The organism is Candidatus Thermoplasmatota archaeon (assembly GCA_035540375.1).
Lineage (GTDB): Archaea > Thermoplasmatota > SW-10-69-26 > JACQPN01 > JAJPHT01 > DATLGO01.
In genome coordinates this window covers 1-25,435 of sequence record DATLGO010000091.1, presented here as the reverse complement: position 1 = coordinate 25,435, position 25,435 = coordinate 1, and the positions used below count along the sequence as shown (strand labels likewise).

The 25,435-nt window shown below is 70.0% G+C and carries 14 protein-coding genes; 5 read left to right on the top strand and 9 right to left on the bottom strand.

The genetic code is table 11. The features are described from left to right. Window positions 1-117 precede the first annotated feature (117 nt). On the bottom strand, window positions 118-756 hold the full coding sequence (locus VM889_10730; GenBank protein HVL49021.1) for an O-methyltransferase: 639 nt from the start codon (window positions 754-756) through the stop codon (window positions 118-120). A gap of 162 nt (window positions 757-918) precedes the next feature. Here VM889_10730 and rnz point away from each other — a divergent pair, with 162 nt between their 5' ends. Beyond that, window positions 919-1,899 (top strand): ribonuclease Z, encoded by a 981-nt coding sequence (rnz, locus tag VM889_10725; protein ID HVL49020.1) that lies wholly within the window; start codon window positions 919-921, stop codon window positions 1,897-1,899. A 395-nt stretch (window positions 1,900-2,294) separates the two neighbouring features. Here the strand turns inward: rnz and VM889_10720 are convergent, their stop codons facing one another. From VM889_10720 to radB, 5 genes are all read right to left on the bottom strand, one after another. Further along, on the bottom strand, window positions 2,295-3,854 hold the full coding sequence (locus tag VM889_10720; GenBank protein ID HVL49019.1) for an amino acid permease: 1,560 nt from the start codon (window positions 3,852-3,854) through the stop codon (window positions 2,295-2,297). A gap of 1 nt (window position 3,855) precedes the next feature. After that, the gene (locus VM889_10715) at window positions 3,856-4,452 is read right to left on the bottom strand and encodes a hypothetical protein (protein ID HVL49018.1); all 597 of its coding nucleotides are present in this window, start codon (window positions 4,450-4,452) and stop codon (window positions 3,856-3,858) included. A gap of 258 nt (window positions 4,453-4,710) precedes the next feature. Beyond that, window positions 4,711-5,649 (bottom strand): winged helix-turn-helix transcriptional regulator, encoded by a 939-nt coding sequence (locus VM889_10710; protein ID HVL49017.1) that lies wholly within the window; start codon window positions 5,647-5,649, stop codon window positions 4,711-4,713. A 109-nt stretch (window positions 5,650-5,758) separates the two neighbouring features. Then, window positions 5,759-6,601 (bottom strand): winged helix-turn-helix transcriptional regulator, encoded by an 843-nt coding sequence (locus VM889_10705; GenBank protein ID HVL49016.1) that lies wholly within the window; start codon window positions 6,599-6,601, stop codon window positions 5,759-5,761. Between the two features lie 233 nt (window positions 6,602-6,834). After that, complete coding sequence (radB, locus tag VM889_10700; GenBank protein HVL49015.1) at window positions 6,835-7,569, bottom strand: DNA repair and recombination protein RadB; 735 nt, start codon at window positions 7,567-7,569, stop codon at window positions 6,835-6,837. A gap of 217 nt (window positions 7,570-7,786) precedes the next feature. Between radB and VM889_10695 the strand changes: the two genes are divergently transcribed. Then, a complete protein-coding gene (locus VM889_10695; GenBank protein ID HVL49014.1) occupies window positions 7,787-8,944 on the top strand; it encodes a hypothetical protein in 1,158 nt (385 codons plus the stop codon). Between the two features lie 51 nt (window positions 8,945-8,995). Beyond that, window positions 8,996-10,324: a hypothetical protein gene (locus VM889_10690; protein HVL49013.1), complete on the top strand. Its 1,329-nt coding sequence runs from the start codon at window positions 8,996-8,998 to the stop codon at window positions 10,322-10,324. 473 nt (window positions 10,325-10,797) lie between these two features. On the opposite strand, the gene VM889_10685 is transcribed toward VM889_10690, so the two are convergent. Beyond that, on the bottom strand, window positions 10,798-14,400 hold the full coding sequence (locus tag VM889_10685; GenBank protein ID HVL49012.1) for a DNA polymerase II large subunit: 3,603 nt from the start codon (window positions 14,398-14,400) through the stop codon (window positions 10,798-10,800). Window positions 14,401-14,813: 413 nt separating this feature from the next. Next, entirely contained in the window at window positions 14,814-16,352 is a 1,539-nt protein-coding gene (locus tag VM889_10680; protein HVL49011.1) for an ammonium transporter, read from the bottom strand. 434 nt (window positions 16,353-16,786) lie between these two features. Here VM889_10680 and VM889_10675 point away from each other — a divergent pair, with 434 nt between their 5' ends. Both VM889_10675 and VM889_10670 read left to right on the top strand, forming a co-directional pair. Continuing rightward, window positions 16,787-21,358: a hypothetical protein gene (locus tag VM889_10675; protein ID HVL49010.1), complete on the top strand. Its 4,572-nt coding sequence runs from the start codon at window positions 16,787-16,789 to the stop codon at window positions 21,356-21,358. Window positions 21,359-21,576: 218 nt separating this feature from the next. After that, window positions 21,577-23,841, top strand: coding sequence for a hypothetical protein (locus tag VM889_10670; protein HVL49009.1), 2,265 nt, complete (start codon window positions 21,577-21,579; stop codon window positions 23,839-23,841). A 42-nt stretch (window positions 23,842-23,883) separates the two neighbouring features. Here VM889_10670 and VM889_10665 read toward each other — a convergent pair. Then, a partial coding sequence (locus VM889_10665; GenBank protein ID HVL49008.1) for a DNA-directed DNA polymerase II small subunit occupies window positions 23,884-25,435 on the bottom strand: 1,552 nt, incomplete at its 5' end.

Sequence of the window (25,435 nt, the reverse complement as noted above, 5' to 3'; positions counted from 1 at the left end):
ACATGGGGCAGGTGGACTGTCACCTGCTTTCACGGCGCCGGAGCAGGTGACAGTCCACGTGCGCCGTTACCTGTCCTGTCGCATTCAAGACCCCTTTCCGTCGCTCCCGCCGCCCGCTCAGCGCACGCGCGACACCGCGAGCCCGTCGCCCACCGGGAGCACCGCCGTGCGGAGCCGCGGGTGGGCGAGCGCCGCTTTCACATATTGCCGGAGCCCCTCGGTGTCGGCGTCGCGCGCGCGGTCGTCGGCGACCTTGCCGCTCCAGAGGACGTTGTCGGCGACGACGAGGCCTCCGGGCCTGAGGAGCCTCAGCGCGTGGCCGAGGTAGTCGAGGTATTCCTCCTTCGCGGCGTCGAGGAACACCAGATCGTAGCTCGCGTCGGGAAGCGTCGGCAGCACGTCGAGCGCGAGGCCGCGGTGGACGGTCGCGCGCTTTTCGTACCCCGCTTCCGCGAAGTGCGCGAGGGCGCGCTCGGCGAACGCGTCCTCCATCTCGATGGTTTCGAGGCGTCCTTCGGGCCCGAGCCCGTCGAGGATCCAGAGCCCGCTGTAGCCGAGGAGGCATCCGACCTCGAGTGCCCGCCCTCCGGGCGCAAGCGCGGCGAGGAGCGCGAGGACGGGCCCGGATTCGCGCAAGACGTTGGGAAGCTCCTCGGCTTCGCATTCGGCGCGGATCCGCTGCTGAAGCGGTGACTCGCGTACCGTGGAACGGACGTATGCGAGGACCTTCGGAGCCGTGAACGCTTCCGCGCCCATGCGTGCGGGACGGGGGCCGCGCGGTATGGGGTTTGCGGCGCCCCGGTCGGCTGGCAAAGCGCCTTCCCCGCCGTTGATCACGCCCCGGACGCAAGAGAACCGGCGCGAATCGGCCTCGAGACCCCAAGGTTTAGGTAGCGGGGTGGACTAGCGGAGCGTCCCATGCGGCCGACGCACGAGAACATGGAAATCGTGTTCCTCGGCACCGGAGGCTCCTGGCCGACGGTGGAACGCAACGTGGCCGCCGTGGCCGTCAAGCGCGGCTCGGAGGTCCTGCTCTTCGATTGCGGCGAGGGCACGCAGCGCCAGTTCCAGCGCAGCCGCCTTTCCTACATGCAGGTGCGCGCGATCTTCATCACGCACCTGCATGCGGACCATTTCCTCGGCGTCACGGGGCTTGTGCAGACGATGCGCCTTAACGAGCGCCGCGAGCCGCTCGACATCTACGGCCCGCCCGGCACGAAGGATCTCATGACGATGCTCCTCTCGATCGGCAAGTCGCGCGGCCAGTTCAAGATCACGATCACCGACGTGAAGGGCGGCGCCGAGATCCCGTTCGAGGGCTACACCGTCACGACGCGCGAGGTGCGGCACAGCATCTACGCTCTCGGGTACGCGCTTGCCGAGGAGAACCGGCCCGGCCGCTTCAACAAGCCGCGCGCGCTCGAGCTGGGCGTCCCGGAAGGACGCGCGTTCGGTCAGCTTCAGCGCGGGGAGAGCGTGACGCTGCCGGATGGCCGCGTGGTGCGGCCCGAGGACGTGCTCGGCCCCGAACGCCGCGGCCGCAAGGTGGCCTACACCGGCGACTGCGTGCCGTGCGAAGGCACGGTGGATCTCGCAAAGGACGCTGACGTGCTCATCCACGAGTCGACCTACGCGAGCGATTTCGCGGACGCGAACACGTACGGCCACAGCACGGCGGCGCAGGCGGCCTTCATCGCGCGCACCGCGAACGCGAAGCGGCTGTTCCTCACGCACATCAGCCCCCGGTACACGGACGCGCGCCCCCTCGTCGAGGAGGCCCGGCGCGTCTTCCCGGAATCCTACGAGGCGCGCGACCTTCTCGAGTTCATCGTGAAGTTCCCGTCCGATGAGGACGGGCCGTCGGCGCCCGAGGAGCCGGCGCCCGCGCCCGCGGCCTGAGGGGCGAGGGGCGTCCGGGAGCCTAGGGGGAGGGCGTCCGCTCTTCGGAAAAACATGAGAATCAGGACCTGCCGGGCCAAGGCACCCCAGAGGGGCCGGGCGAAAGAATCCCGGCGCCTTGGCCCGACAAGCCTGTGAGGGTCGATGGAGGCTGGACCAACGACCCCACGAGGTTGGCGTACCCAAGTACGCGGGGGTCGATCATAAGCAGATTGAGTCAGCATTTTGACAGAGCGCGAAGGCGTGTCATGGCCATGCCGACATGTCAAGCAGGCTGTGATGGGCGGGGTGGGAACCGAACGCGTCACAGGCGACCCTGCAAGGGGTTTGGGGGCGGGGGCGATCCGACGGACCCGGGCGGAGGGTCCGTCGGAGCCCTGGGCTTGGGACGAGCGTCAACGCATCTCTTCGACGACGACCTCGGTCTCGCGCGCGCCGACCGCGACGTTGCGGGCGCCCGCGCCGCGGCGGAAGAGCGAGCTCTTGTGCACGCCGTAGAGCGCGTAGATGATCACGCCGATCCCCATCCAGGCGAAGAACGCGAAGTGGGTGAAGCGGTCGAGATTGTACGCGAGGTAGATCGAGCCCACGGCGCCGAGGATCGGGAACCAGGGCGAGAACGGCACCTTGAACGGACGCTCGAGGTCCGGGCGGGACCGGCGCAGCACGACGACGCCGATGCACACGAGGGCGAAGGCGAAGAGCGTGCCGATGTTCGTCATCTCGGCCGCGCGGCCGAGGTCGAGGAAGCCGGCCGCGAGCGCGACCGCGCCGCCCGTGAGCATCGTCGTCTTGAATGGCGTGCCGCGGGTCGGGTGCACCGCGGCGAGGCGCTCGGGGAAGAGGCCGTCGCGCGCAAGCGCGAAGAAGATGCGGGGCGCGCCGAGCAGGAGCACCATGAGCACGCTCGTGATGCCCGCGATCGCGCCCGCGCGGATGATCGCCGCCGCCCACGGGAGGCCCGCCGCGTCGAACGCGTAGCCGAAGGGCTCCGAGAGCGCCGCCGCGTGGTGCGGGTGGGTCGGATCCGCGTACACTTCCCAGCCCGTCATGCCGACGAGCACGACCGCCGCGAGGATGTAGAGGACCGTCGTGATGCCGAGCGAGAGCAGGATGCCGATCGGAAGGTCCCGCTTCGGGTTGCGCGTCTCCTCCGCGGTCGTGGAGACCGCGTCGAAGCCGATGTAGGCGAAGAAGAAGATCGCAGCGCCCGCCATCACGGCCGACACGGGGGAGATGGGCTGGCCGGTCGATAGGCTCGTCGCGGGGATCGGGTTGTTCGTGATGTTCGTCGGGTTCAGGAAGAAGAACCCGACCGCGATGACGAACACGATGATGAAGAGCTTGATCGCGACGAGGCCGCTCGTCACGCGCGCGCTCTCCTTCACGCCCACGAGAAGGATGCTCGTGATCGCGAGGACGATGAGCACCGCGGGCAGGTTGATCACTGCGCCCGGTACCCCTGACAGTGGAGATGCCGCGATCGCCGCCGGGAGGGCGATGCCCATCTGGCCGAGGAGGCCCTGGGCGTACGAGGACCAGCCGATCGCGACCGCGACAGAGCCGACCGCGTACTCGAGCACGAGGGCCCAGCCGAGGACCCACGCGACGAGCTCGCCGAGCGTCGCGTACGTGTAGCCGTAGGCGGAGCCGCTCGTCGGGATGGTGGACGCGAGCTCGGCGTAGCAGAGGCCGACGAACGCGCACACGAGGCCCGCGAAGGCGACCGAGAGGATGATGCCGGACCCGGCGCGCGCGGCGCCGACGCCCGCGAGCACGAAAATGCCCGTGCCGATGATGGCGCCGATGCCGAGGACCGTGAGGTCGAGCCAGCCGAGGTTCTTCTTGAGCGAGCGCGACGGGTCGCGCGCCTCGGCGATGATCTCGTCGGCGTTCTTCTTGAGACCCCATCGCGAGAAGCGACCTTCGGGGCGGGGAGCGTCGAGCGTTGCCATCCTACTTCACCACCGGCGCCGTCACGGCCTCGAACTTCTGGACCTTGGCCTCGACCGTGCCCGAGGCTGCGGGGACGGGCACCGCGCCGGGGATGGCGGCCGTCTGGCCGCGCTGGTTCTTGATCGAGACGACGTAATCGCCCGTGCCGTTCGTCACGTGCATCCGACCGAGCTGCTCGGCGATGTCCTCGCTCGAGCCGCCGACGGTCGTGTTCGCCGGGAGCGGGTTGAGGTCGAAGACGAACTCCATCTTCGCACCCGCGCAGTTCTTCGACTGCGGCTCGGGCGCGGCGGTGCCGTTCGGCGGCGTAACCGAGACCGTGAGCTTCGCGGGGTCGACCGAGGCGCGGGCGCTCCCGTCGCTGCACGTCACCGAGATGACGACGCGGGTCAGGTTGTGCTCCGTGATCGAGAACGTGTGCGAGAACGTGCCTTCCTTGAAGGCGCCAGCCTGCGGGGCCGCGACATCGACCGTCTTCCAGGTGACCTGATACACGCCCGCCGGGTGTTCCTCGACGGTCGTGATGCCGTAAGCGGCACCCGCGAAGAGAAGCACCCCGACCGCGAGCAGGATATAGTCGGGACCCGCCGTAGCCATGGGAATCGCGCGAGCATAGGGAAGTTTCCTTATAATCCTTGTTGGAAAGCGGAACGCGCGATGGCCGCGCGCGACGCGCGCGTCGGATGCGACCGCCCCGGGGGACGGATGCGGTCGCAGCGGAAAGGGCGACGACCGCCGTCCGCCCCGCGTGCGCAAGCCGCGCCCGCCATACGGTCAACGACGTGACCGTCGGCCGCGTGTATCGCTCTCAGAACCCTTACGGCCGTGCGGGGCTCGGCCGGAAACGACGGGGGGTCACGACCGCGTCGGGTCGCGCAGCGGCGCGCGGGGCCCATCGGCCGCGTCGTGGGGCGCATCCTCGTGCTCGTCGTCGTGCGCGTGGCCCTCGACGGGGGCCGGGATGACGCCCGCAGGGATGGGCGCGACGGGGGCGCCGGGCGAGAGGAACTCGTGGCCCTCCTCCGCGAGGTAGTACTGCGTCGTGTGCTCCTTCTTGACCTGCACGAGGAGACCCGCCTCGTTGAGCTTGCGCAGGTGCCAGCGGACGGTACCGTGGTTGACGTTCATCGCGCGCGCGATCTCGCGCTGGTGCGCGCTCGGGTGCGCGGCGATGTATTCGAGGATCTGCTGGGCGTTGCCGTTCTTGAGGACGGCCGACGCGATCGCCTTTCGCTTCGTCTCGACCCCGCCCGCGACCGGGTAGAACACCTTGTAGCCCTCGAACTTCTTCGACGCGACGAGCTTCGCGTCCTCGAGCTTGCGCAGGTGCCAGAGGACGTTCGTCGTGGAGAGGTCGAGCGCGGTCGCGGTCGCGCGCAGGTGCGTACCGGGGTGCGACTGGATGTATTCGAAGATCGTGCGGCGCGCTTCGTTCTCGAGAACGTTCGCGCCCGTGACGAATTTCGCGCCGCCCGCGAAGAGGAGACCGACCGCGAGGGCCGCGACAGAGACCGCGATGCCGATCGCGATGCCGCCGCCGAAGCCGAGGTCCGCGATCGCGTCCCCAAGCCAGGGCGACCGGGAGCCGGTGGGGTCGAGGTCGCCTGCCGGCGGGGGCGTCGATCCATCGGTCGGGGGCTGCGAGGGCTGCGTCACGAAGCCCGTCGGATCCTTCGGATCGATCTCGGGCGTGGGACCGACGAGGTCGACCTGCGCCGAGATGATCGGCAGGAACAGGACGGCCGCGATCAGGGCATAGCCCGTGACAAGGAGCAGGCTCTTGCGATCCCGCATGGCAACCGACCTCACCTTGCGCGCCTCCGGGTTATAAAGTGGCGGTCAGGCGCCCTGGGGCACGGTTCCATGAGGACGAGCCTTCCGGGACGGAGGCGGACGGCGGCGCCTACTGGGGGACGCCCGAGGGGACGACCACGTGCGATTCCACCGTGGGCCGGACCGTCTGGAGCGCCTCGACCCCGACGTCGGTGGCGTAGTAGGCGGACGTCTTCCCGCGGCGGACCTCGGTCAGGAGCTCGGCGCGGCGGAGCTTCTTGAGGTGCCAGCGGACCGTGCCGTGGTTCACGCCCAGGATGCGGGCGATCTCGCGCTGGTGCGCGCCCGGGTTCGCGACGACGTACTCGAAGACGCGCTGGGCGTTCTCGTTGTTCAGCGCCGTGACGCTGAGGCTCAGCCGGCGGGCCGCGACGCCGCCCTCGGCCGGATAGAAAACCTTGTAGCCGTTGAAGCGGCGGCTGTGGATGAGCCCCGCGTCCTCGAGCTTGCGGAGATGCCAGATGGCGTTGGTCGTGGTGAGATGGAGGTCGTCGGTGATGCTCTTCAGGTTCGCGCCGACCTTCGCGCGGAGGTAGTTGTAGATCGACGCGCGGACGTCGTTCTCGAGGACCTCGTCCTTCGTGATGAACCGCGCGCCCCCGGCGAAAAGGGCGTAGGCGGCGAGCGAGAGGCCCGCAAGGGCGAGGCCCGCGAGGGCGACGTGGATGGGGCCTACGTCGAAACCGGGCTCCTCCGGGAGGACCGACGGCGGCGGCGCCTCGGCGCCCGTCGCGGGCGCCACTTCGTCCTTCACGGCCTGCGCCGCGCGCTCGGCCTGCTGGGCCGGGTCCGCCGTGCCGAGCCCCGCCTGCTGGAGCGTGTCGAGGCTCGTCGCGGCGGCGAGGGGGACGAGGGCGACCGCGAGGACCGTGACGGCCAGCGTGAGAAGGCGGCGCATGGTGATCCCGCGCACAGTGCCCTTGTCCCTATATGAACGTATTGGGCGGCTTGTTCAAATCTGGGCAGAAATCAAGGTGATTTCGCGGATAAAACGGGGAGAACGGGGAGGGCGGTCGCGCGGGGGACGCTCCGGGTCCCGCACCCGAGCCTGGCCTTCGAGATCGGCGCGGACCCCTCCCTCGAGCGGGGGTCGTGCCCCATGGCCGACCCGTCCGATCGAGGGTGCGATCGGACCCCGAGGGTCCGCTACCCGACCCCGGCCACGTCCGCATCGGCGGGGGCCGCGGGACGCGCGCCCGAACCGTCGAGGGCCTCGAGCCCGTGCGGCCCGATGCGGAAGAACGCCTCGAGGCCTTCCGGGAGCGCGCGGTGCTTCACGATGACGGCGCGCCTCCGGCCGCCGACGCCGCCCGCCTTCTCGAGCCGGATGACGGCCTTCGAGATGTGGCGCAGGAGCTGCCCGCCCACGGGCTCGAGGACGTCCGTCTCGACGTTCGTGAACACCTGGTTCGTGATGACGACGGGAATGCCGCGCTTGCGCGCGACCTCGGCGAGGCGCGTGAGCTGCGCCGCGAGCGAGCGCCGGTCCGTGACGCCGTCGCCCTGGCTGAGGTTCACGCGGTAGTGGAGCGTCGCCGAGTCCAGCACGAGAAGCCCGACGTCCGCGCTCGAGGCCGCGAGACGCTGCGCCTTGTCGACGACCGTGTCCTGCTCGCGCAGGTTGAACGGCTCGAAGAACAGGATGTTCGCGTGCACGCGCCGGTAGTCCGCGCCGCACATCTGCTGCAGACGCTCGAGCGACACGCCCTCCGTGTCGATGAAGACGACCTTGCGTCCTTCGCGCGCCACGTTGCGCGCGATCTGGAGACAGATGTTCGTCTTCCCCGCGCCGGCCTCCCCGTAGAACTCCGTAAGGGCGCCGGACTCGACGCCGCCCGAGAGGAGCTCGTCGATGGGGGGACAACCGACCGGAACGCGCATGGCTCGTTCTCGAACAGGGGGGTGGGGGATAAGGATTGGGGAAGCGCCCCGGTGCGGGCGCGGCGCGAGGCGCAGGCGGAAGGGCATGACGACCGGAGAAACACGCCCTCGCGTGACGGTTTTCCGGAGGTCACGGACGAAGCCGCACGCCGCAGAAGACCTCATGAGAGACGATCGACCTCAGGGAGGACGTTGGTCGCTGGAGCAAGGTCGGATGATGGACTTCGTCTTTCGATGGTTCACCGTGCCAGCCCTCTTCGCCTTGCTTGCAAGTTCGTTCATGGCCGCCGCCGTCTACGCCACGAATCCGACCCGGCGGCAGAACCGGATCCTCGCGATCGCCCTTGCGGCTGAAACGATCAGCCTGGGCGTATTCTACGCCATTCTGCCGCAGCTTGCAAACCCGCTCGATGCCGCCGCGATGCGCGCGGTCGAGTTCTCGTTCCAGATTCTCGCCTTGCTCAGCTATCTCGCGTTTCTCGGAACGATCGAGGTGCCTCTTTCGCGGCCGTTCCGGTCGCCGGCCATCCAATGGGCGCTCGTGGCGGCCGGCGGGCTCGGCATCCTGGCGTGGCCCTTCATCACCGGCTTCGTCCTCGGCGATACGCTCGCCTTTTTCGCGTTTCCGGAATCGAGCTGGGTCCACGGAATTCACCTCCGCAACGCGGCGTACGGCGCAGGCTTCCTCGATGCAACGTACGGCCTCGTCATGTTCTACGGCCTCGCCGTCGCAGCATCGGCATGGCGCAGAGCTCCGCGCGGAACCGCAGCTCGCGACCGCGCGAAAGCCTACGGGATCGCCTTCGGCATCCGCGACCTCTTTATCGGCGGTCCGCTCGTCCTCAACGGCACGGGCACCTCGATTAACCATGGCATCTGGGAATCCTTCTACATCATCGTCCCCCTCGCCTCCATCGCCTTCGTCACGAGCCTCGCCTACGGCATCCTGAAGACGCAGCTGTTCGACATCGACCTGAAGGTCAAGTGGACCGTTAAACAAGGAACGGTCGCCGCGGTGTTCATTGCAGCGTTTTTCGTCGCGGGTGAACTCGCGCAGACTTTCTTCAGCGACGCCATCGGACCATACGTCGGCGTTTTCGCCGCCGGATTTCTCGTCTTCGCGCTCGCGCCGCTCCAGCGGCTCGCGGAGCGCGTGAGCGACCGCGCGATGCCGCAAGTCAACGAAACGCCGGCCTACGTGACGTTCCGCAAGATGGAGGTCTACAAGGCCGCCGTCGAGGAGGTGCTGACGGACGGGGCCGTGAGCGACAAGGAGCGGCGCATCCTCGATCGCCTGCGCCTCCAACTCGGGCTGGGGCCCGACGATGCACGCGCCATCGAGGACGATCTCGCGCCGATGCGCGCGAGGGCTTGAGTCAAGCCTTATGGCCTACCCCGCGCGTCACGCCGCTCGGAGGCGGGCGACGTGGATCTCGGCGCGATCGAACGGACCACGCTCCTCATCGACGCGGCAAGCGGGTTCCTTTTCCTCGCGCTCGGACTCTGGATCCTGACGCTCAGACCGCGGAGGACGGTCACGCTCGCCCTCGGCGCCTACGCCTCGTTGCTCGGTGTCACGGTCGCGCTGCGGAATCTCGGCACCGAACTCGGATGGCTCCCCAAAGAGGCGTTCATCCCCGAAGGTCTGTCGTTGGTCGCCGCGAGCGCCGCCCTGCTCGTCATCACCCATTATTTCCCGGAGGGCCTGCAACGGCGACACCGCGCCGCCGGATTCCCGGTCGCTCTCGGGCTTGCGGCCGTCATCCTCGCAGCGGGGATCGGAGCGCTCTCGATTGTGGCATCGAGGATCGAGGTCGATCTGGCGTTCCTCATCGCCGCGATGACGATCTTCTGGGCCGCCACGTGGTTCGCCGTCGCGACGCTCACGGCGCGTTATCATGAGGTCGAGGACGGGGAGGCTCGGAAGGGACTCCTCATCCTGACGATCGCCGTCGTGCTCGAACCCGCTGTCCGGACCGGCATCATGGCGGCCTCCTATCCCCACACGACTGCCCTGTTCTTCCAGCTGATGGACTCCGCCTTCGCGGCGAGCACGCTCGTGCTGACGGCCCTGTGGGTCCGCAACACGCGGACCGCGGACCCGGATGCCCGGCGCCGCGCCCGGAACATGGCGCTGCTCCTGCCGGGGCTAGCGCTCGCCGGCGCGCTCTTCGCCGTCGCGACCGATCCCCTGCGCGCATTCAACCTCGGTCCGATGGGCCTCTCCCGCATCGCGGGCGTGCTGCTTCTCGCGTGGGCCATCCTGCGCGGCCTCATCCCCGGCGTCGACGCGAAGGTCCGCTGGGGCATCTCGAAGAGCACGCTCGCCGCGGCGTTCATCGGCGTGTTCTTCGTCGCGAGCGAGGCCGCGCAGGAGTTCTTCGGCGAGACGCTTGGAAGCGCCTACGTCGGCATCGCGGCCGCCGGCGCCCTCGTGTTCGCGATGGCGCCGCTGCAGCGGCTCGCGGAGCACGTCGCCGCGACGGCTGTGCCCTCGACGCGCGCCGTGCCCGTCGAAGCGCCGGCCTCCGCGACGAGCGGCATGAGCCCGGCGGAGTCCGCACTCGCATCGTCGAGTGGGACGCTCGCCGAGCGCGAAGCCGCCTACCGCCGCGCGGTCGCGTGGGCGCTTCGTGACGGCGCCCTCAGCCGCGCCGAGGAACGGCAACTGCTGGAGATCGGCCACTTCCTCGGACTCCCGCCGCTCAGGGCCGCTGCGATCCTCGACGAGATGGAAGCGGCGGCGCGGGCGTAGGCGGGCCACGAGCGGGGGGGCCGGGCGGAAGGGGGTCGTGAACGCGACAGTACGGGTAACGGCGCACGTGGACTGCCACCTGCTTCGGCGCCGCGAAAGCAGGTGACAGTCCACCTGCACCATGTTTTCCCGCGATGTCGGGACAAAGCCCTTCTTGCAAACGCCACGCGCGCCGCGCCGGACTCAGCCCGCCTCGTTTTCGAGCCCGGCGCGATGAGGACTCCGGGGAAGGCGCCCTCGCGCGGAGGGTGGCTCCTCGCCGCAGGCCCCAGCGAGCGCAGCGCGTGAGCGGGGTCCAGGGGCGGAGCCCCTGGTCGTGGGGGTCCAGGGGGCGCGAAGCGGCCCCCTGGCACACGGAGTCGCACGGAAACCCGTAGCGAGCGCGAAGCGCGAGCGGGGGGTTTTCCGTGCGACGGAGTGTGCTCCGAGCCGTAGGCCGCAGCGAGCGCAGCGAGCGAAGGCCGAAGGCTCGGCTAAAAAAAGTCGCTGAGCTTCGCCTTCTTCACGCGGTCGTTGCTGAAGACGCTCTCGATGCTCTCCTCGATGTGCTCGATGCGCTGGCGCACGTAGTGGTTGACGCCGTACCGCTCGCAGATCTGCTTCGAGACCTCGAGGTACTTGCGGACGCTCCCTTCGTGCACGGTCATCGTGAGCGCGGAGCGGCACTTGAGGCAGTGGCCCGCGAGCGGGATCCTGCGGTATTTCGCGCTGCATTTGGTGCAGCGCACCTTCTGCTTGCTGAAGGCCTTCAGGTTGCCCATGAGGTCGGGCAGGAAGTGGCTGCCGATGACGAGGGCCGCGACGTCGGGCGCGTCGACGGCGCGGATGCGCGCGGCGAGCTCGAGCTGCGCCTCCATCTTGCTCATCATGTCGCCGATGCTCTTGTACGCGGAGATGGCGGGGCCTTCGGCGATGTCGGCCGTGTCGTGCGTGAAGCCGAGCCCTTCATACTGCTTCGGCGTGCCGAGCCGCTTCGCGACGGTGTCGACGAGCTTCTCGACGTCTTTCGGCCCGGGGTGCTTCGTCGTCGCTTCGTAGAACTCGAGCGGGTAGCGCCAACCCACGTCGACGTTGTGGGCTTCCTTGTCGACTTCGCTCGGGTCGAGGCGGAGCGTCAGGGTGAGCGGCGCGTCCATGAGGCCGCCGCGGTTGTCGGGGAGGTAGGCGCGGGAGAAGTTGACGAGGCCGTCGAGGAGGAGCATGAGGCAGTCCTCGTCGCCGTCGCAATTGCGCCGCTTCGCCGCATGGAAGTACGGATGCGCGAACCCGACGGCGGCCTTCGTGTGGCCGATGAGGCGCCCGAGCACGCCGCCCGACGTGTGGGGGGCGAGGCCGACGATGAGGTGCCCGACGAGGTCCTCGGGCTCCCTGCAATCGTAGTAAGGTTTGAGCCCGTACATCTTCGCGAGGAGATCGTCGACGTACTGGGCCGCGCGGAGCATGTAATCCATGCCCGCGGTGGAGAGGAGGACGTCCTGGACCTTGAGCTCGAGGATCTGGTCGTCGCGCGCGAGCGGTTCGCCGCGCACGTCGTGCGTGTAACCGAGGGCGACGAGCTTCTCGACGCTCGTGTGGATCTCGCGCGGCTTGAAATGCGAAAGCGGGACGTCCGTCATGTCGAACCGGATCGTTCCGTCCTTGAAGCAGAAGACCTCGTGCTTCGCGCGGAGGAGGCCCTTCTCCAGGGGCTCGGGCGTCTTCGTGCGCGAGATGAGGCCCTGGACGCCCTTCACGGTCTCAGGCAGTCGCTCGAGCCCGATCGCGGACTGCGCGCGCGCGAGCAGGTCGCCCAGGTGGATCGTCTGAGGCTCGACGCGCTCGACGCGATGAGGCTGCGTGTGGCCGCCGCAGCCTTCGCGCGGACACTTGTTGAGGATCGTGCGCGATCCGCAGGCGCCGCAGTTGCGCAGCCCGACCTCGATCTCGATGTTTCCCTTCGCGGCCGCATCCTTCACCAGGCGCTGCACGCCTCCCGCTTCGCCGAGCGGGAAGAGCGCGTGGACGGGCGGCGACATCTTGCGCTCGGCGGCCTTTTCCGGTCGACCCATGCGCGTGCCGATGCGGTACGGCGCGCGAGGGCGGACGCGGAAGCCCGCAAGCGCGCTCACCACGCCGCAGACGTGCTCGGCATAGGTCGGCGCGGACGGAGGCGGAGCGGTCCCTTCGACGCGGACGTCGGGGCCGCGGACGCGCACGATCCGCGCGCTCCCGCCGCCGCGCGCGGCTTCGACCTCCTCGAGGTCGAGCCCCAAACCGCGCACGAGCGGATAGGCGTGTCGAGCAAGACGCAGGATCGTCGGAGCGTTGGCGATCTCGACCGCGTCGACGGCGCTGCGGTCCCAGCCCGCGCCTTCGTCGGATCTTCCGCCGCTCGTCTTCGCGGCCACCGTTTCGTGGAGGGCGCCGAGCGTGACGAGCGCTTCGCGGTGGGGTTCGTCTCCCGGAAGCACGAGCGTGCCGCCGCGCCAGACGCCCTTCGCGAGGACGAACTCGGAAAGCGCGCGGATCTCGCCCGGCGCGAGGTCGTGCCAGAAGAGGTTGAACGCCGGATGGAGCGGCGTGCGCGTGCGCTCCGCGAACGCGACCGCCTCGAAGGCGTCCTTGAAGGCGGGGGGCGCCGCGCCGGAGGCGCGCTCGAGCTCCTGGGACCACCATTCGACGCAATAGGGGGACATGGGGAGGATCTTGTTGTTCTCCGCGAACTCGCCGTACGGGACGAGGATCTCTCCGAGATCGATGATCCGTCTCACGCGACCCTTGAGCGCGCGCGCCTCGGCGCTCGTCGTGACCTCGACGAGCGAGCCGTTGTGCAGCTGCACGATCGGGCCTTCGATCGTGTCGCACGGCGTCGCGACCGTGGCCTTGCCCGGGCGCTCGATCTTCATCTGCGTGCCGACCGCCAGGAAATCATCGACGATGACCATCGTCGCCGGGTGGATCGCGGTCGAGGCGAGCCCGGCGGTGCGCGCGCGGCCATAGCGCAGGCGGAAGGCGCCCTTGCGCGACGGGTGGCCGAACACGGGCCGCCCCGCGACGAGCTCGGCCATGTATTTCGGATTCACCTCGATCGGCGGCTTGCCGTAGTCGATCGGCGCGGGGCCTTCGGACTTCTTGTCCTTCCCCTTGTTCACGAACGTGTCGATGAACTCCCAGCCGTCGAGCTTGAGATTCTTGACGTGCTTCTGGATCTTCGGCGCCTTGAGGATGAGGCCCTCGGCCATGACGAGACACGCGCCGCCGCGCAGGCGGTTGGATTCGATGCGCGGAAGATCGCGGTTGCCGCTGACCTCCTCGTCTTCCGTCCCTTCGCCGTCGATCATCACCGGACAGGCCTTCGCGATGAGGTCGATCTCGGCGGGCGTGGGATTGTATTGCAGGTGCTGCGCGTTCTTGTAGGCGGGAATCTCCTCTTTCAGACGATCGATCTCGGGCTGCGTCGGGATGTATTTCCCGATGCCGAGCTCGCGCCTCACGATGTCGGCGAGGAGGACGGAGAGGGCTTGACCCGTGCCGCCCGCCGCGCGGATCGGGCCCGCGAACGAGAGCGCGACGCAGTCGGTTCCGTCGTCGTTCCGGAGGATGCGCGCGCCCGCGATGCCTTCGAGCGGCGCGACGAGGATGCCTTCCGTGAGGATGGCGAGTCCGACGCGCACGCCGCCGTCGAGCGCGGTCTCCTTGGTTGGATACGCCCCGAACTTCCCCGCGGCGACCTCCTTCGCGACGATGAGCGAGACCTCCTCGCGGTTCTTCGTCTTCGAGAGCTCGCGGATCCGCTCGGCGACGCCCCGCTGCGGCAGGTAGTCCTTCAGCAACTCCTCGACGCGCGCCGCGAGGTCGACGGCGGGCGGGATCTCGACCTGCGTCGAGGGATCGAGCCCTTGTCGCCGGCATTGCTCCGCGATCGCGTACGCGCGGCGCGTCTCGAGCTCGAGCGCGGTGAAGTAGGCCTGCATCGCCGCGGAGGTCGCGCCTTCGTTGCGCGGCGCGATCTCGGGCGCCTCGAACTCGAAGTCGTCGAGGTCGTCGACGTCGACCTCCTTGGCCTCGACCGTGTCCGCGAAGTAGCCGCCCTTCACGCGGACTCACGCACCTTCGCGGGACGCCGGACCGGGGGAGAACGCGATGCCTCCGAGCCGACTTCGGCCCTCCGCCGGGGGGCCCGGCGGCCCGCAGCCGGCGAGAAACCGGTCGGTGAAAAGGCCCGCCGCCCGGGAGGCGCGAGGCCCCCCGGGACGGGGTGTTGTCGAAGCAGCCCACCCACGCCCGCGGGTAGGGCCAGGCGCTCCTTGAGGATTTGCTCCCGCCGCCGGCCTTCCCCAGGGGGTGTGAACCGACCGCCGCCTCCACCGGACGAGGACCTTTTCCAGTGGAAGCAAGGGGGTTCGCTCCCCATGGCCGCCTTCGGACGATCGCCGGAAAGGCCTCGCTGGGCGCGCGGGGCTTTCCGGTGGAGCGGAGGGGCGCGGCCCGCGGTCCCCGCCCCGTCGCGTCACCGCGGCGGATCGAGGCCATCGTGGGGGAGCACCGCGAGGCGGGCCACCGTCGAGGCCGTCACGGTCGCTTCGCCCGGGCGCGCGGCGAGGACGGGCGGAGCCTCGAAGGCATAGCCGACCTCGCCGTGCTGCGCGAGGTCGAGGCCCAGCGTCTCGTGCTCGGGTGGCACGCGGAGCCCGATCGCGCGGTCCACGACCCAGAGGATGGCCCACGTCATTGCGAACGCGAAGATCGCGGCGGCGAGGACCGAGAGCACCTGCGCGGTGAGAACGCCGGAGGCCGCGAAGGGCTCGAGCAGGAAACCGTTGCGGCCGGCCGCGTTCACCGCGGTCGAGGCGAGGAGGCCCGTGAAGACGGCGCCCACGATGCCGCCGACGCCGTGCACGCCCCACGCGTCGAGCGCGTCGTCGAACCCGAGGCGTTCCTTCATGCGCACGCCCCAGAAGCAGGCGCCGCCCGCCGCGAACCCGATCACGAGGGCCGCCATCGGGCCGACGAAACCGGAGGCGGGGGTGACGGCGACAAGACCCGCGACCGCGCCCGAGGCGGCGCCGAGGATCGTCGGCTTGCCCTTCGCGCGCCACTCGAGCGCCATCCAGGCGAGCGTCGCGGCGGCCGTCGCGAGATGGGTCGCAACGAAGGCGTTCGCCGCGAGACCGCCCGCGCCGAGCGCGGATCCCGCGTTGAAGCCGAACCAGCCGAACCACAGGAGGCCCGTCCCGAGCATCACGAGCGTCAGGTTGTGCGGCGTCATCGCCTCGCGACCGTGGCCGAGCCGCTTGCCGAGGTAGATGGCGCACGCGAGCGCGGCGCATCCCGCCGAGACGTGCACCACGAGGCCGCCCGCGAAGTCCATCGCGCCGAGCGAACGCAGCCATCCGCCGTCGCCCCACACCCAGTGCGCGAGGGGATCGTAGACGAGCGTGGTCCAGAGGAGGGTGAAGGCCGCAAGCGCCTTGAACGAGACGCGCTCGACCATCGCGCCGACGATGAGCGCGGGCGTGATGATGGCGAACATCATCTGGAACGCCATGAACGCCTGATGCGGGATCGTCGCGGCGTAGGTCGGGTTCGGCTCCATGCCGACGCCGGCGAGGAACGCGAAGTCGAGGTTGCCCACGAGGCCGCCCACCGACGGTCCGAACGCGAGGCTGTACCCGAGCACCGCCCACTGGAGCGAGACGAGGCCGAGGATCAAAAACACCTGCATGATGGTGTTCATCACGTTCTTCTTCCGGACCATGCCGCCGTAGAAGAGGGCGAGGCCGGGGGTCATGAGCATGACCAGCGCCGCGGAAACGAGAACCCACGCCGTGTCGCCCGTGTCGACGGCGGGCGCGGCGCCGGCCTCCGGCGCGGGCGCGTCAAGGCGGCCATCGGGGTCGGGGCCGTCGGAGGACGGGGGAGGCCCGTCGGACGAGCGGCTCTCGACGACCTGCGCCATCGCGGGAAGCGCGAGGGCGGCGAGGGCGAGCGCGAGAAGGAGGGCGATCGGAAGCAGGACCCGGAGCCGGTGCGCGCGGGGGCCGGTCACGAGCGCTTTCACTTCTCGCGATCGCCCATATGGATTTCGGCTGAAGTTCGATTCAATTGCCCGCTTGCGAATTGAAAAGCCATTCAAACGATCGGTAATCGGTCATTTCATCCATCGAATGGTAGCGATTCCCGCCCCGCCGGAGGCCCATTCGAAGACGGAGGATCAATCGTACGGAAGCGCGAGCGGCCCTTGCGGGCGGCGCAGCGGAGCGCGCCGTGATCGGGGACTGCAGACGAGTTCTAGAGTTGACGCGCAGGACCACGCACGGCTCATGGATCCATCCACCTTTCCACCATGCGTCGGTGATCGGTCGCATCCGTTCGACCCCGAGCGAGACGCTTTCGAGGGAAGATTGATATACGCTCCTGGAGTTCGAGCGGCCGAAAGGGAGGTTGACAGGTTTGAAACTCACTATTGCATACACTCTCGCGATGGTCGCTGCCCTCGTGGTGGCGCCGGCCGGACTGGCGACCGGGGTCCTGGTCGCAGGCGAGGCCCCGAGCGTTCCCGCGGCCCCCGCGGTCCCCCCGTCGCCCGCGGCGACGAACCCTCCGCTCGTCGACATCCTCACGCCGTCGCACGAGTCCGCCTTCGCGCCCAACTCGGTGATCACGGTCCGATGGAAGTCGCTCTTCAACGACTTCACCGGGCTCAGCGCCCTCTACGTGGCGGAGCTCCGCGACGGCGGCGGCCGCCTCGTCGCCGTGAGCCGGGCGTACGAATGCGGAACGCCGGCGCCCCTCACGTTCGTCTGCTGGACGACGCTCACGTTGCCGGAGCAGGACGGCGAGTTCGAGATCCGCGTCCGTCTCATCGAGCCGACGCTCGACAACGAGTTCGTGCAACCCCCGCTGAACGAGCGGGAGCCGCGCGAAGACAACGTGGTCGTCTACGTCGACATGCAGCCGCCCGTCACGACCCTCGAGGTCATGCCGGCGGAGGCGGCAACGGCGTGGTCGACGTCGACCGTGGCGGTCGCGCTCACGTGCGCCGACGCCACGACGGGATGCGGCGACATCTCGTACCGCGTGAACGGGGGCCCCCGCACGATCTACGAGGGCGCGTTCATGCTGCCCGCCGACGGCGTCCACACCCTTTCCTACTGGAGCGTCGACCTCGCGGGCAACCTGGAGACGGCCCGCGTCGCGACGCTTCGACAGGACCGCGTCGCGCCGACGGCGACCCTCGTGCTGGACCACGCGGCCGACGGGCTCGCGGGATGGCACGTGACCCCCTCCGGGGCGACCGGCCTCTGCGCGGACGCGACGAGCGGCTGCGTGGCCGCGAGTGAGACCTTCCCGCCCTTCGGGGCCGACGGGGAGCACGTCTTCCATTACGCGCCCGCGGACGTCGCCGGCCACGTCGCCGAGCCCGCCGTGCTTGCCGTTCGCCAGGACTCGACGCCGCCCGTGATCGGCGACGTTTGCGCCACGGTCGGAAGCGACTGCGCGACGTCGGGCACGCTCGAGACGTCCCTCGTCACCGTTCTCGCGCCCGCCTCGGACGCGGGATCCGGCCTGTCGGTCCACACCCTGTGGGCGACCTCCGATTGCGGGGCCGGCTCCACCGCGCCCGTCGAGGTGGCGCCCGGCAGCGACGGGATCACGCTCGATCTCAGGCCGATCGCGGACAACCCGGCCACCAACGTCTACCAATGCGGCGCCGTGCGGTTCCACGCGCGCGCCGTCGACGTGGCGGGCCTCGCGACGGAAGTGACGTCGATCGCCTTCGTGCTGGACACGACGGGCCCCGCCAACATCCTCCTCACGCTCGCGAACGATCCGTCCACGCTCGTCCCGAACGGTCAGACGGTTCCGCTCACGTACAAGGCCGAGTGGATCGGCGGGGCGCTCTTCGGCGGCGCGGCGCAGCTTGCGACCGTGACGCTTTCCGACGCGAACGATCCCGGATGGAGCGCCTCGGGCTCGACCGACCTTTCCGGTCTCGTGACCTTCGCCCTCGCCGCGAGCGACACGGCGCGCCTCCTCTCGGCCACCGTGAGCGCGACGGCGCCGAGCGACCCGCAAACGTACCTCGTGACGCCTCCCGCGCCCCTCGGCATCACGTGGACGGGCATCGCCCTTGCGCGGATGGTCACAAGCGACCTTCCGCGCGCCACGCTCTGGGCGAACGTGGGCGAGATCTATTCGCCCGCATTCTCGCTCGTCTACACCTACGACCCCACGGTCCCCGTGCGCGGCGCGGTCGTGAAGCTGTCCTCCCCCGCGGGCGACTTCAGCGCGCTCACCAACAGCGCCGGGTTCGCCCGGGTTCCGACCCGGATGCTCGCGCCGGCCGAAGTGGCGTTCGACGTGACGGCCTGCTTCAACCCGGCCGATGGCCCCGAGCAGTGCACGACCGGCGACGCGGTCACGCTCCGGTGGGCGCGCCTCGTCTTCGACGACATCGACGTTGCGCCCGCCACGAACGGCTGGTACAACGTCGGCGACGTCGTCACGTTCGCCTTCGAGGCGGTCCTCGACTACGGCGCCGGATCCGAGCCCGCTTCGGGCGCGACCGTCCGCCTCGTGCTCGGGGACGTGGTCCAGGACCTCGCCCTCGATGGCGCGGGGGCCGCGTCGACCACGGCTGCGTTCGACGTCGTGACCGATCTCAGGACGTCGCCGGTCTCCATGGCGCGCCTCGTCCCGACGGGGAGCCCCGTGCTCCCGAACCCGCCCCCCTCGGGTCTCGCCTTCGATGCCGCCTCCGGCCACCTCGGTCGATTGAGATGGACTGAGATCGCGCTCGACGCGGGCGCGGACGACACCTTCGTGAACGTCGGCGACGCGATCGGCCTCTCGATCGAGGCCCTGTGGGCCCATGACGAGGACGGAAACGGCCTCTTCGACGACCCCGTGTCCGCGGCCGCGGTGAACGTGCTCGACGCGGGCAGCGACGTCATGGGGACCTGCGCCGTGATCGACGGCTTCGCGGCCTGCTCGATCGCGCTCGCCCAGGCCTACGCCGCCGGCCAGATCCTCGTCGTGGATTCCTCCTCGACGGGCGTGACCCGCCAGCTCGGCGGCGCCGACGCGACGCTGGACCTCATCTGGACCCGCATCGTCGTCTCGGGTTGCGCCATCGACGACCTCGACGGCATCGTCAACGTCGGGGACACGGTCGCCCTCGCCTGCGACGCGACGTACGAGCACGACGCCGCTGCGCTCGTCCCGGCGGCCGATCTCGCGCTTGCGGCGCCCCTGCCCTCCGGTTGCGAGGTGTCGTCGGCAACGATCGTCGATGGCCTCCTTGAGGCCGCGATCGCGTGCGGCGTCCGCGCGAACCTCGGCGGTCCGCAGGCGGCGTCCTTCGCCGTCGCGACCGCGAACGACGACGTCACGGACACGCTCGGGGACATCGCCCTCGCGGCGAAGTGGGCCGAGGTCGTCTTCCTCGACCTCGCGACCTCCCCCGACACCGACGGGTGGTACGACGCGACCGACGGGGTCGTGTTCGCCTTCGCCGCGCGTCTTGTCTACGGACCTGAGGCCGGGGACTTCGAGCCGGCCGACGGCGCCGTCGTCGTCCTCACGGCGGGCGAGCACGTCGAGGAGCTCACCACGGACGCGTCGGGCGACGCCTCGACCACGCTGACCTTCGATGTCGTGACGGACGTCGTGCCGTCCCTCGCGGCCGTGTCGACGCCGGAGGGCGTGACGCGCTACGTCGCGGCCGATTTCGGTCGGGAACGATGGACGGAGATCGCGCTCAGCGCGGTCGCCGACGACCTCGTCGTCAACGTGGGAGACACCGTCACGCTCGACCTGGGCGCGCTCTGGATGCACGACGAGAACGGTGATCTCGTCTCGGACGACCCCGTCCCGAGCGCCACCGTCGAGGTCCGGGACGACGCCGACGTCGTCCTGACGACGTGCGCGATCACGAACGGCATGGGGACGTGCGACGTGACCGTGAACGAGGTCTACAACGGCGGCCTCACGCTCGCGATCGTCGATTCCTCCACCGGCGTGACGCGGCAGGCCGGGGGCGTCGATCTCGCGATCGACGTCGTCTGGACCGGCGTGGTCATCGCCGCGGACTTCGTCGAGGACGCGTTCGTGAACGTGGGCGACGCGGTGCGCTTCACGGCGCTCGCGACCTACGCCCACGACGGCTCGCCCGTCGATGCGGCGGCGCTCGCGCTCGGCGCCGCGGCTCCGGAACACTGCACGCTGGTGTCGGGCGCGATCGAGAACGGCGCCCTCGAAGCGGTCGTCGTGTGCTCCGACGTGACGGACGGCACGATCCCGCTCGTGATCGCGACGTCCGACAAGGGCGTCACGACGCTCGAGATCCCGCTGGGTTTCCACGCGACCTGGACCGAGCTCATCGTGAGCTACACGACGAGCATCCCGGCGGGAACCCTGCTCGACCACAACGCCCCCGTGGTGTTCACCGGCACGGTGAACTTCGCCCACGACATCGTGACCGGAACCCCGCCGCCCCCCGGGACGTTCTTCGCCTTCTTCGTCCGGACGGCCGAGGACGGCGAGGAGTTCAACTGCGTGACCGCCGTGGACGACACGAGTTGCCCGGTCGAGGTCAGCAAGGTCGCGGGGTCACGCTCCTTCGAGGTGTCGGCCGCCTCGATCGCCGACACGGACGGGGACGGCTACGTCGAGCTCGACATCACGCGGATGGAGGGAAGCCCGGCGCCCGTGAGCTACCGGTGGACCTCGATCGGGTTCCTCGCCTTCGAATGCAAGACCGCGCGCAGCGGGCCGCACGCCTGCGGCTCGATGGCCTACGATCCGCGCGAGCTCGTCACGGTCACCGTGACGGCCGTCGCGGCCGACGCCGCGAGCGAAACGCTTCCGGGCGCCACGATCACGCTCGCCGGCAAGACGCTCACGACCAACGGTGACGGCGAGGCGAGCCGCCAGTTCGTCCGGTTCAACCCCGGCTGCGTGACGGTGACGGCGCGCGGCGTCTCGGCGACCATCGCGGGCCAGACCGTGACGTGGGACAGCCCGCGCCCGCAGGAGATCTGCTGGGCTTGAGCCACCTCGGGCCGCCGCGCCCCCGGCGGCCCGATGACTCCTTATCGGCCACGGCAGGCCTCAGCCACGCTTCCGTCGCCGCGGCCTCGCGGTCCAGACCCGCGCGGCCATCCCCGTTTTCCGATGAAAAACCGACGGCGGACGGTCGTCGCCTCGGCGGCGCGGGGGAATCTTCAAATCCACGCAAGGCCACGCGGTGGAACAGCGGGAGGCCCAGCTTGCGCGATCCTCGACGATTCCGGCACGATCCGCGCGCATCGGCGGGAACGCGCGCCTGGCTCCTTGCGCTCGTCCTCCTCGCGCCCATGGCCACGACGGCGTCCGCTTCCGCGCCGGCGGCCGCCTCGGCCCCCGTGATCGACGTGCTCGCCTGGTGCCTTCCCCAATCGGCCGAATGCGTGGCGCCCGACGATCCCTGCGCCGGCGTGGCGCCTCCCGGCCGGACGATGGGCCTGCGGGTCCGCATCCACGAGGATGGCCGCCCCGTTCCCTGGGCGCGCGTGACCGTCGTTCCGGACCCGGATTCCGGAGCCCCCTCGACGACCGATCGCGGAGGCCGCGGGGACGACCGGCTGGAAGCATCGATCACGAATCGCGAAGGCGTCGCGGTGATCGCCCTCGCCCCCCAAGCGAACGCCGCGCTCAGGGTGGAGACGGCCGACGGCGCCACGGGACGCCTATCCCTCAAGGCATTCTGGGGCGGACTTGCGGCCGGGCCCACGGCGACCGTCTTCGAGGGCCCCCGGGAATCCGCGATCGCCGTCGACGTCGCGGCGAGGCTCGAAGGCGTCGGGCGCCCGCCGGACCTTCCTCTGCGCGTCGTGCTCGAGAGTCCCTCCGGCGAGCTCGTCCGCAGCGACGCCACCGGCGGGGTCGCGCGGTTCCTTCTCGAGCGCGCCGTTGCGGGCTCGTCGGTCTTCACCGTCGTGGACGGCGCCCCCTGCCGCCTGCCGGTTGTCGCGCGGCACCCGGTGACCGTCGTCTGGAACGATCATCCCGCGCCCGCGACGCCCGCCCCGCGCGACGCCACGCTGAGCTTCCCCAGGATCCCGTCCTGGGTCGCCGTCTCGCCGTTCGTCCTCGAGCCCGTCTCGCAGTCGCCGTACGAGTGGCGTTCCTCCCCCGACGCCGCCTGGCTCCCGGGACCCATCGTTCTGGGCGACGGCGAGCACCGGATCGAGGCGCGGGCGGCGCATCGCGGCGACGCCGCGCGCGACGGGGCGGACCCCGCAAACGAGACGGGGATGATCGCGACGGCCATCGTCCGCGTGGACGGCGCGGCGCCGGAGCTCCTCTTTGCGGGCCATGCGGGCGCATGGTGGCCCGAACGGTCCGCGCGCTGGATCGTGCGCGACGCCGTTTCGAAGCCGAACGCAAGCGCGATCCGGGCCGTCGTGGATGGCCGCGCCGCGAGCGCCATCGTCCGCGTCGACGCCGCAACGGGCGACGGGACGATCGAGATCGCCCTCGAGGACGGAGAGCGGACCATCGCCCTGGAGACGCGCGATCACGCGGGCCACGTCGCGCGATGGGAGGGTCGTCTCCGGGTCGATGCGACGCCGCCCAGGGCGAGGCTCGATGCCGAGCCCGCACCGCCCGGGCCCGACCGATGGACCACGGTCCCCGTCCGCATCGCCGCCGCGGTCGACGACGACGCAAGCGGCGTGCGCAACGCAACCCTGACGACGAACGGCGCCGCGCGGGCGGACCTATCCCCGTTCGTCCTCGAGGGCGAAGGAGCGTGGCGCGTCGAGCTTGTCGCGACCGACGGGGCAGGCCACGCCACGCGGATCGAGCGCCTCGTGCGCGTCGACACCCTCGCGCCCCGCATCGCCGCCGACGATTCCTGGGGAGTGGACGACCTCCGCTTCGACGTCGTCGACGAAGGGAGCGGCGTGCGCTCGGTGCTCGTCAAGGCCGGAAACCTCTCCGTCCCCGCCACGCGCGGTCCCGAAGGGGCCTGGACCGCGAGCCGCGTAAGCCTCGAGCGATACACCGGAACAGCCACGATCGTCGCGACCGACGAGGCCGGCAACGTGTTCGGCCGCGAGATCGCGGTCGCGCCCGTCGTGTCCAACGCGACCGCGCCGCGAGGCGCGTTCGCCATCCAGTCGATCGTCATCTCCCCCGCGGATCCGTCACCCGGCGCGGACGTGCGCGTCACGGCCATCGTGACGGGCATCCGCGCGGGATCCCTCGCCCTCGAGGACGCCTCGGGTCGAAGGCACGTTCTCGGAGCGGTCGCGATCGAGGACGGGCGGCTCGTTGCCGAGGGCCAGGCGCCCGCGCCGGGCCGCTACGCCGTCCTGCTCCTGCTCGAGACCGAATCGGGATCGACGCTCGAGCACAGGGACCGCGACGTGGTCGTCGCGGGACCGCAGGAAGCGGTTCCCGAATCGACAAGGACGCCCGACGCGCCGGCCGCGGCCGCGCTCGTCGCCCTCGCCTTCATCGCCTTCCTTGCAAGGCGTCGGCGCGCCTGAGGTCGAGCGCGGTCGCGCGCACGCCGCGGTCGCGAGCGGCGATCACGTTTGCCACTGACCGCCGCCCATCGTCTTGTCCTTCCAATTTTCGCCGAAGGCGGAGCGTCCGACGACGTCCACGCCCGCGGCGCGTCCGCCGTGGAAATCGAGGAAGTGCGGCGTTCCGGTGTCGAGCTCGACGATGGGTACGCGCGCGGGCTCGGGCTGGAAGCCGTGCATCTTCTGGTACGCCGTCTGCGACTGCCAGCAGCTCGAGTTGATGAGGTGGATGCCGCGGAAGAGTTCCATGCCGGCCGCGTGCACGTGCCCGGTCTCGAAGATGTCCGGCACGAAATCCATCGCGAGGTAATCCTTGTGCTCGGGCGCAAGCGGGGTGCGCAGGCCGTAGATGGGCGCGACGTGGCGCCGCGTCACCATCTCCTTCATCACGCGGACGGGATCCTCGAACGAGAGGCCTGGAATGCGCGTGATCCAATCCACGAACGACATCCCGTGGTAACCGAGGATCTCCACGCCCTCGATCGCGATGCGGCACGGGTTGCCGACGAACGTCACGTTCTCGGGGAACGTCCGCCGGTATTTCGTCGGGAAGGCCGGCTGCGGCTCCGCGGGCCGCACGAGGTCGTGGTTGCCGGGCTGGACGATGATCTTCAGGTCCGGCCGCTTGATGCGCGCGAACTGCTCGCCCGCGAAGTCGTACTGCGCGAGGCCGTCGTCGATCGCGAGCTCCTCCTCCTGGCCGGGGAAGATGCCGATGCCGTCGACGACGTCGCCGCAGACCACGAGGTATTTCGTCTTCTCGGCGAGCGCGCGCTGGCTCGAGTCGCCGAACTCGCCGTTGATCCACCGAACGAACCGCTCCCAATCGTCCGCGAGGAACGTCTTCGAGCCGAAATGGATGTCCGAGATGAACGCGACGGCGCTCGATCTCGACGACTTGCGCGGATCGCGCGTGAACGGCACGTCTGGACGGATGATCTGCTGCAGGATCAGGAGGTCGCCCTTCGTGGAGACCTTCGCGATGATGCCCACGACCTCGTCGTCGAGGCACAGGTCCGCCTCCTCGATGAGCCGGTGGTCGGATTGGAGGGCGAGGACCGCGGCGGTGCCGGTGTCGTCCTCGATCTCGATGAGACGGTGGCCGTTCTTCGTTTGACGGACCTCCGTCACGATGCCCGCGATCTTCACCTCGGCCTGGCCGCCGGGGCGGATGCTCTTGATCGGGATCATGCCCGCCATCTCGCGGCGCGTGCGCAGGAGCTTGCGGAGCTTGTTAAGGCGATCGTTGAAGTATTTCGCGAAATCCTGGATGTCGCCTTCGCACGTGCTGTTGCCGGTCACGTCCGAAAGGATCTCGACCTGGTGCGCGTAGGCCCCGAAACGCGACGAATCGACTGCGCCGGGAGGCGCCGCGACGCGGCGCGCAGGGGCCGGCAACGCAAGCGGGCCCGTGGCGGGGGTTGCCGCGGCGTCATGCGGCACCGGCAGGATCTCCGTCGCAGCGCCCGCGGAGGCGACGTTCGGCCGCGTCGCGACGGCGGGACGCGCGGCGGCCGGGGACGCCGCGCCGGTCGGGGCTGGACCGCCGACGACG

Excerpts from the sequence above, each read along its gene's own strand:
- VM889_10730 (HVL49021.1), bottom strand. The coding sequence starts at position 756 with ATGGGCGCGGAAGCGTTCACGGCTCCGAAGGTCCTCGCATACGTCCGT.
- VM889_10675 (HVL49010.1), top strand. The coding sequence starts at position 16,787 with ATGGTCGCTGCCCTCGTGGTGGCGCCGGCCGGACTGGCGACCGGGGTC.
- rnz (HVL49020.1), top strand. The coding sequence starts at position 919 with ATGCGGCCGACGCACGAGAACATGGAAATCGTGTTCCTCGGCACCGGA.
- radB (HVL49015.1), bottom strand. The coding sequence starts at position 7,569 with ATGCGCGTTCCGGTCGGTTGTCCCCCCATCGACGAGCTCCTCTCGGGC.
- VM889_10720 (HVL49019.1), bottom strand. The coding sequence starts at position 3,854 with ATGGCAACGCTCGACGCTCCCCGCCCCGAAGGTCGCTTCTCGCGATGG.
- VM889_10710 (HVL49017.1), bottom strand. The coding sequence starts at position 5,649 with ATGCGGGATCGCAAGAGCCTGCTCCTTGTCACGGGCTATGCCCTGATC.
- VM889_10715 (HVL49018.1), bottom strand. The coding sequence starts at position 4,452 with ATGGCTACGGCGGGTCCCGACTATATCCTGCTCGCGGTCGGGGTGCTT.
- VM889_10695 (HVL49014.1), top strand. The coding sequence starts at position 7,787 with ATGGACTTCGTCTTTCGATGGTTCACCGTGCCAGCCCTCTTCGCCTTG.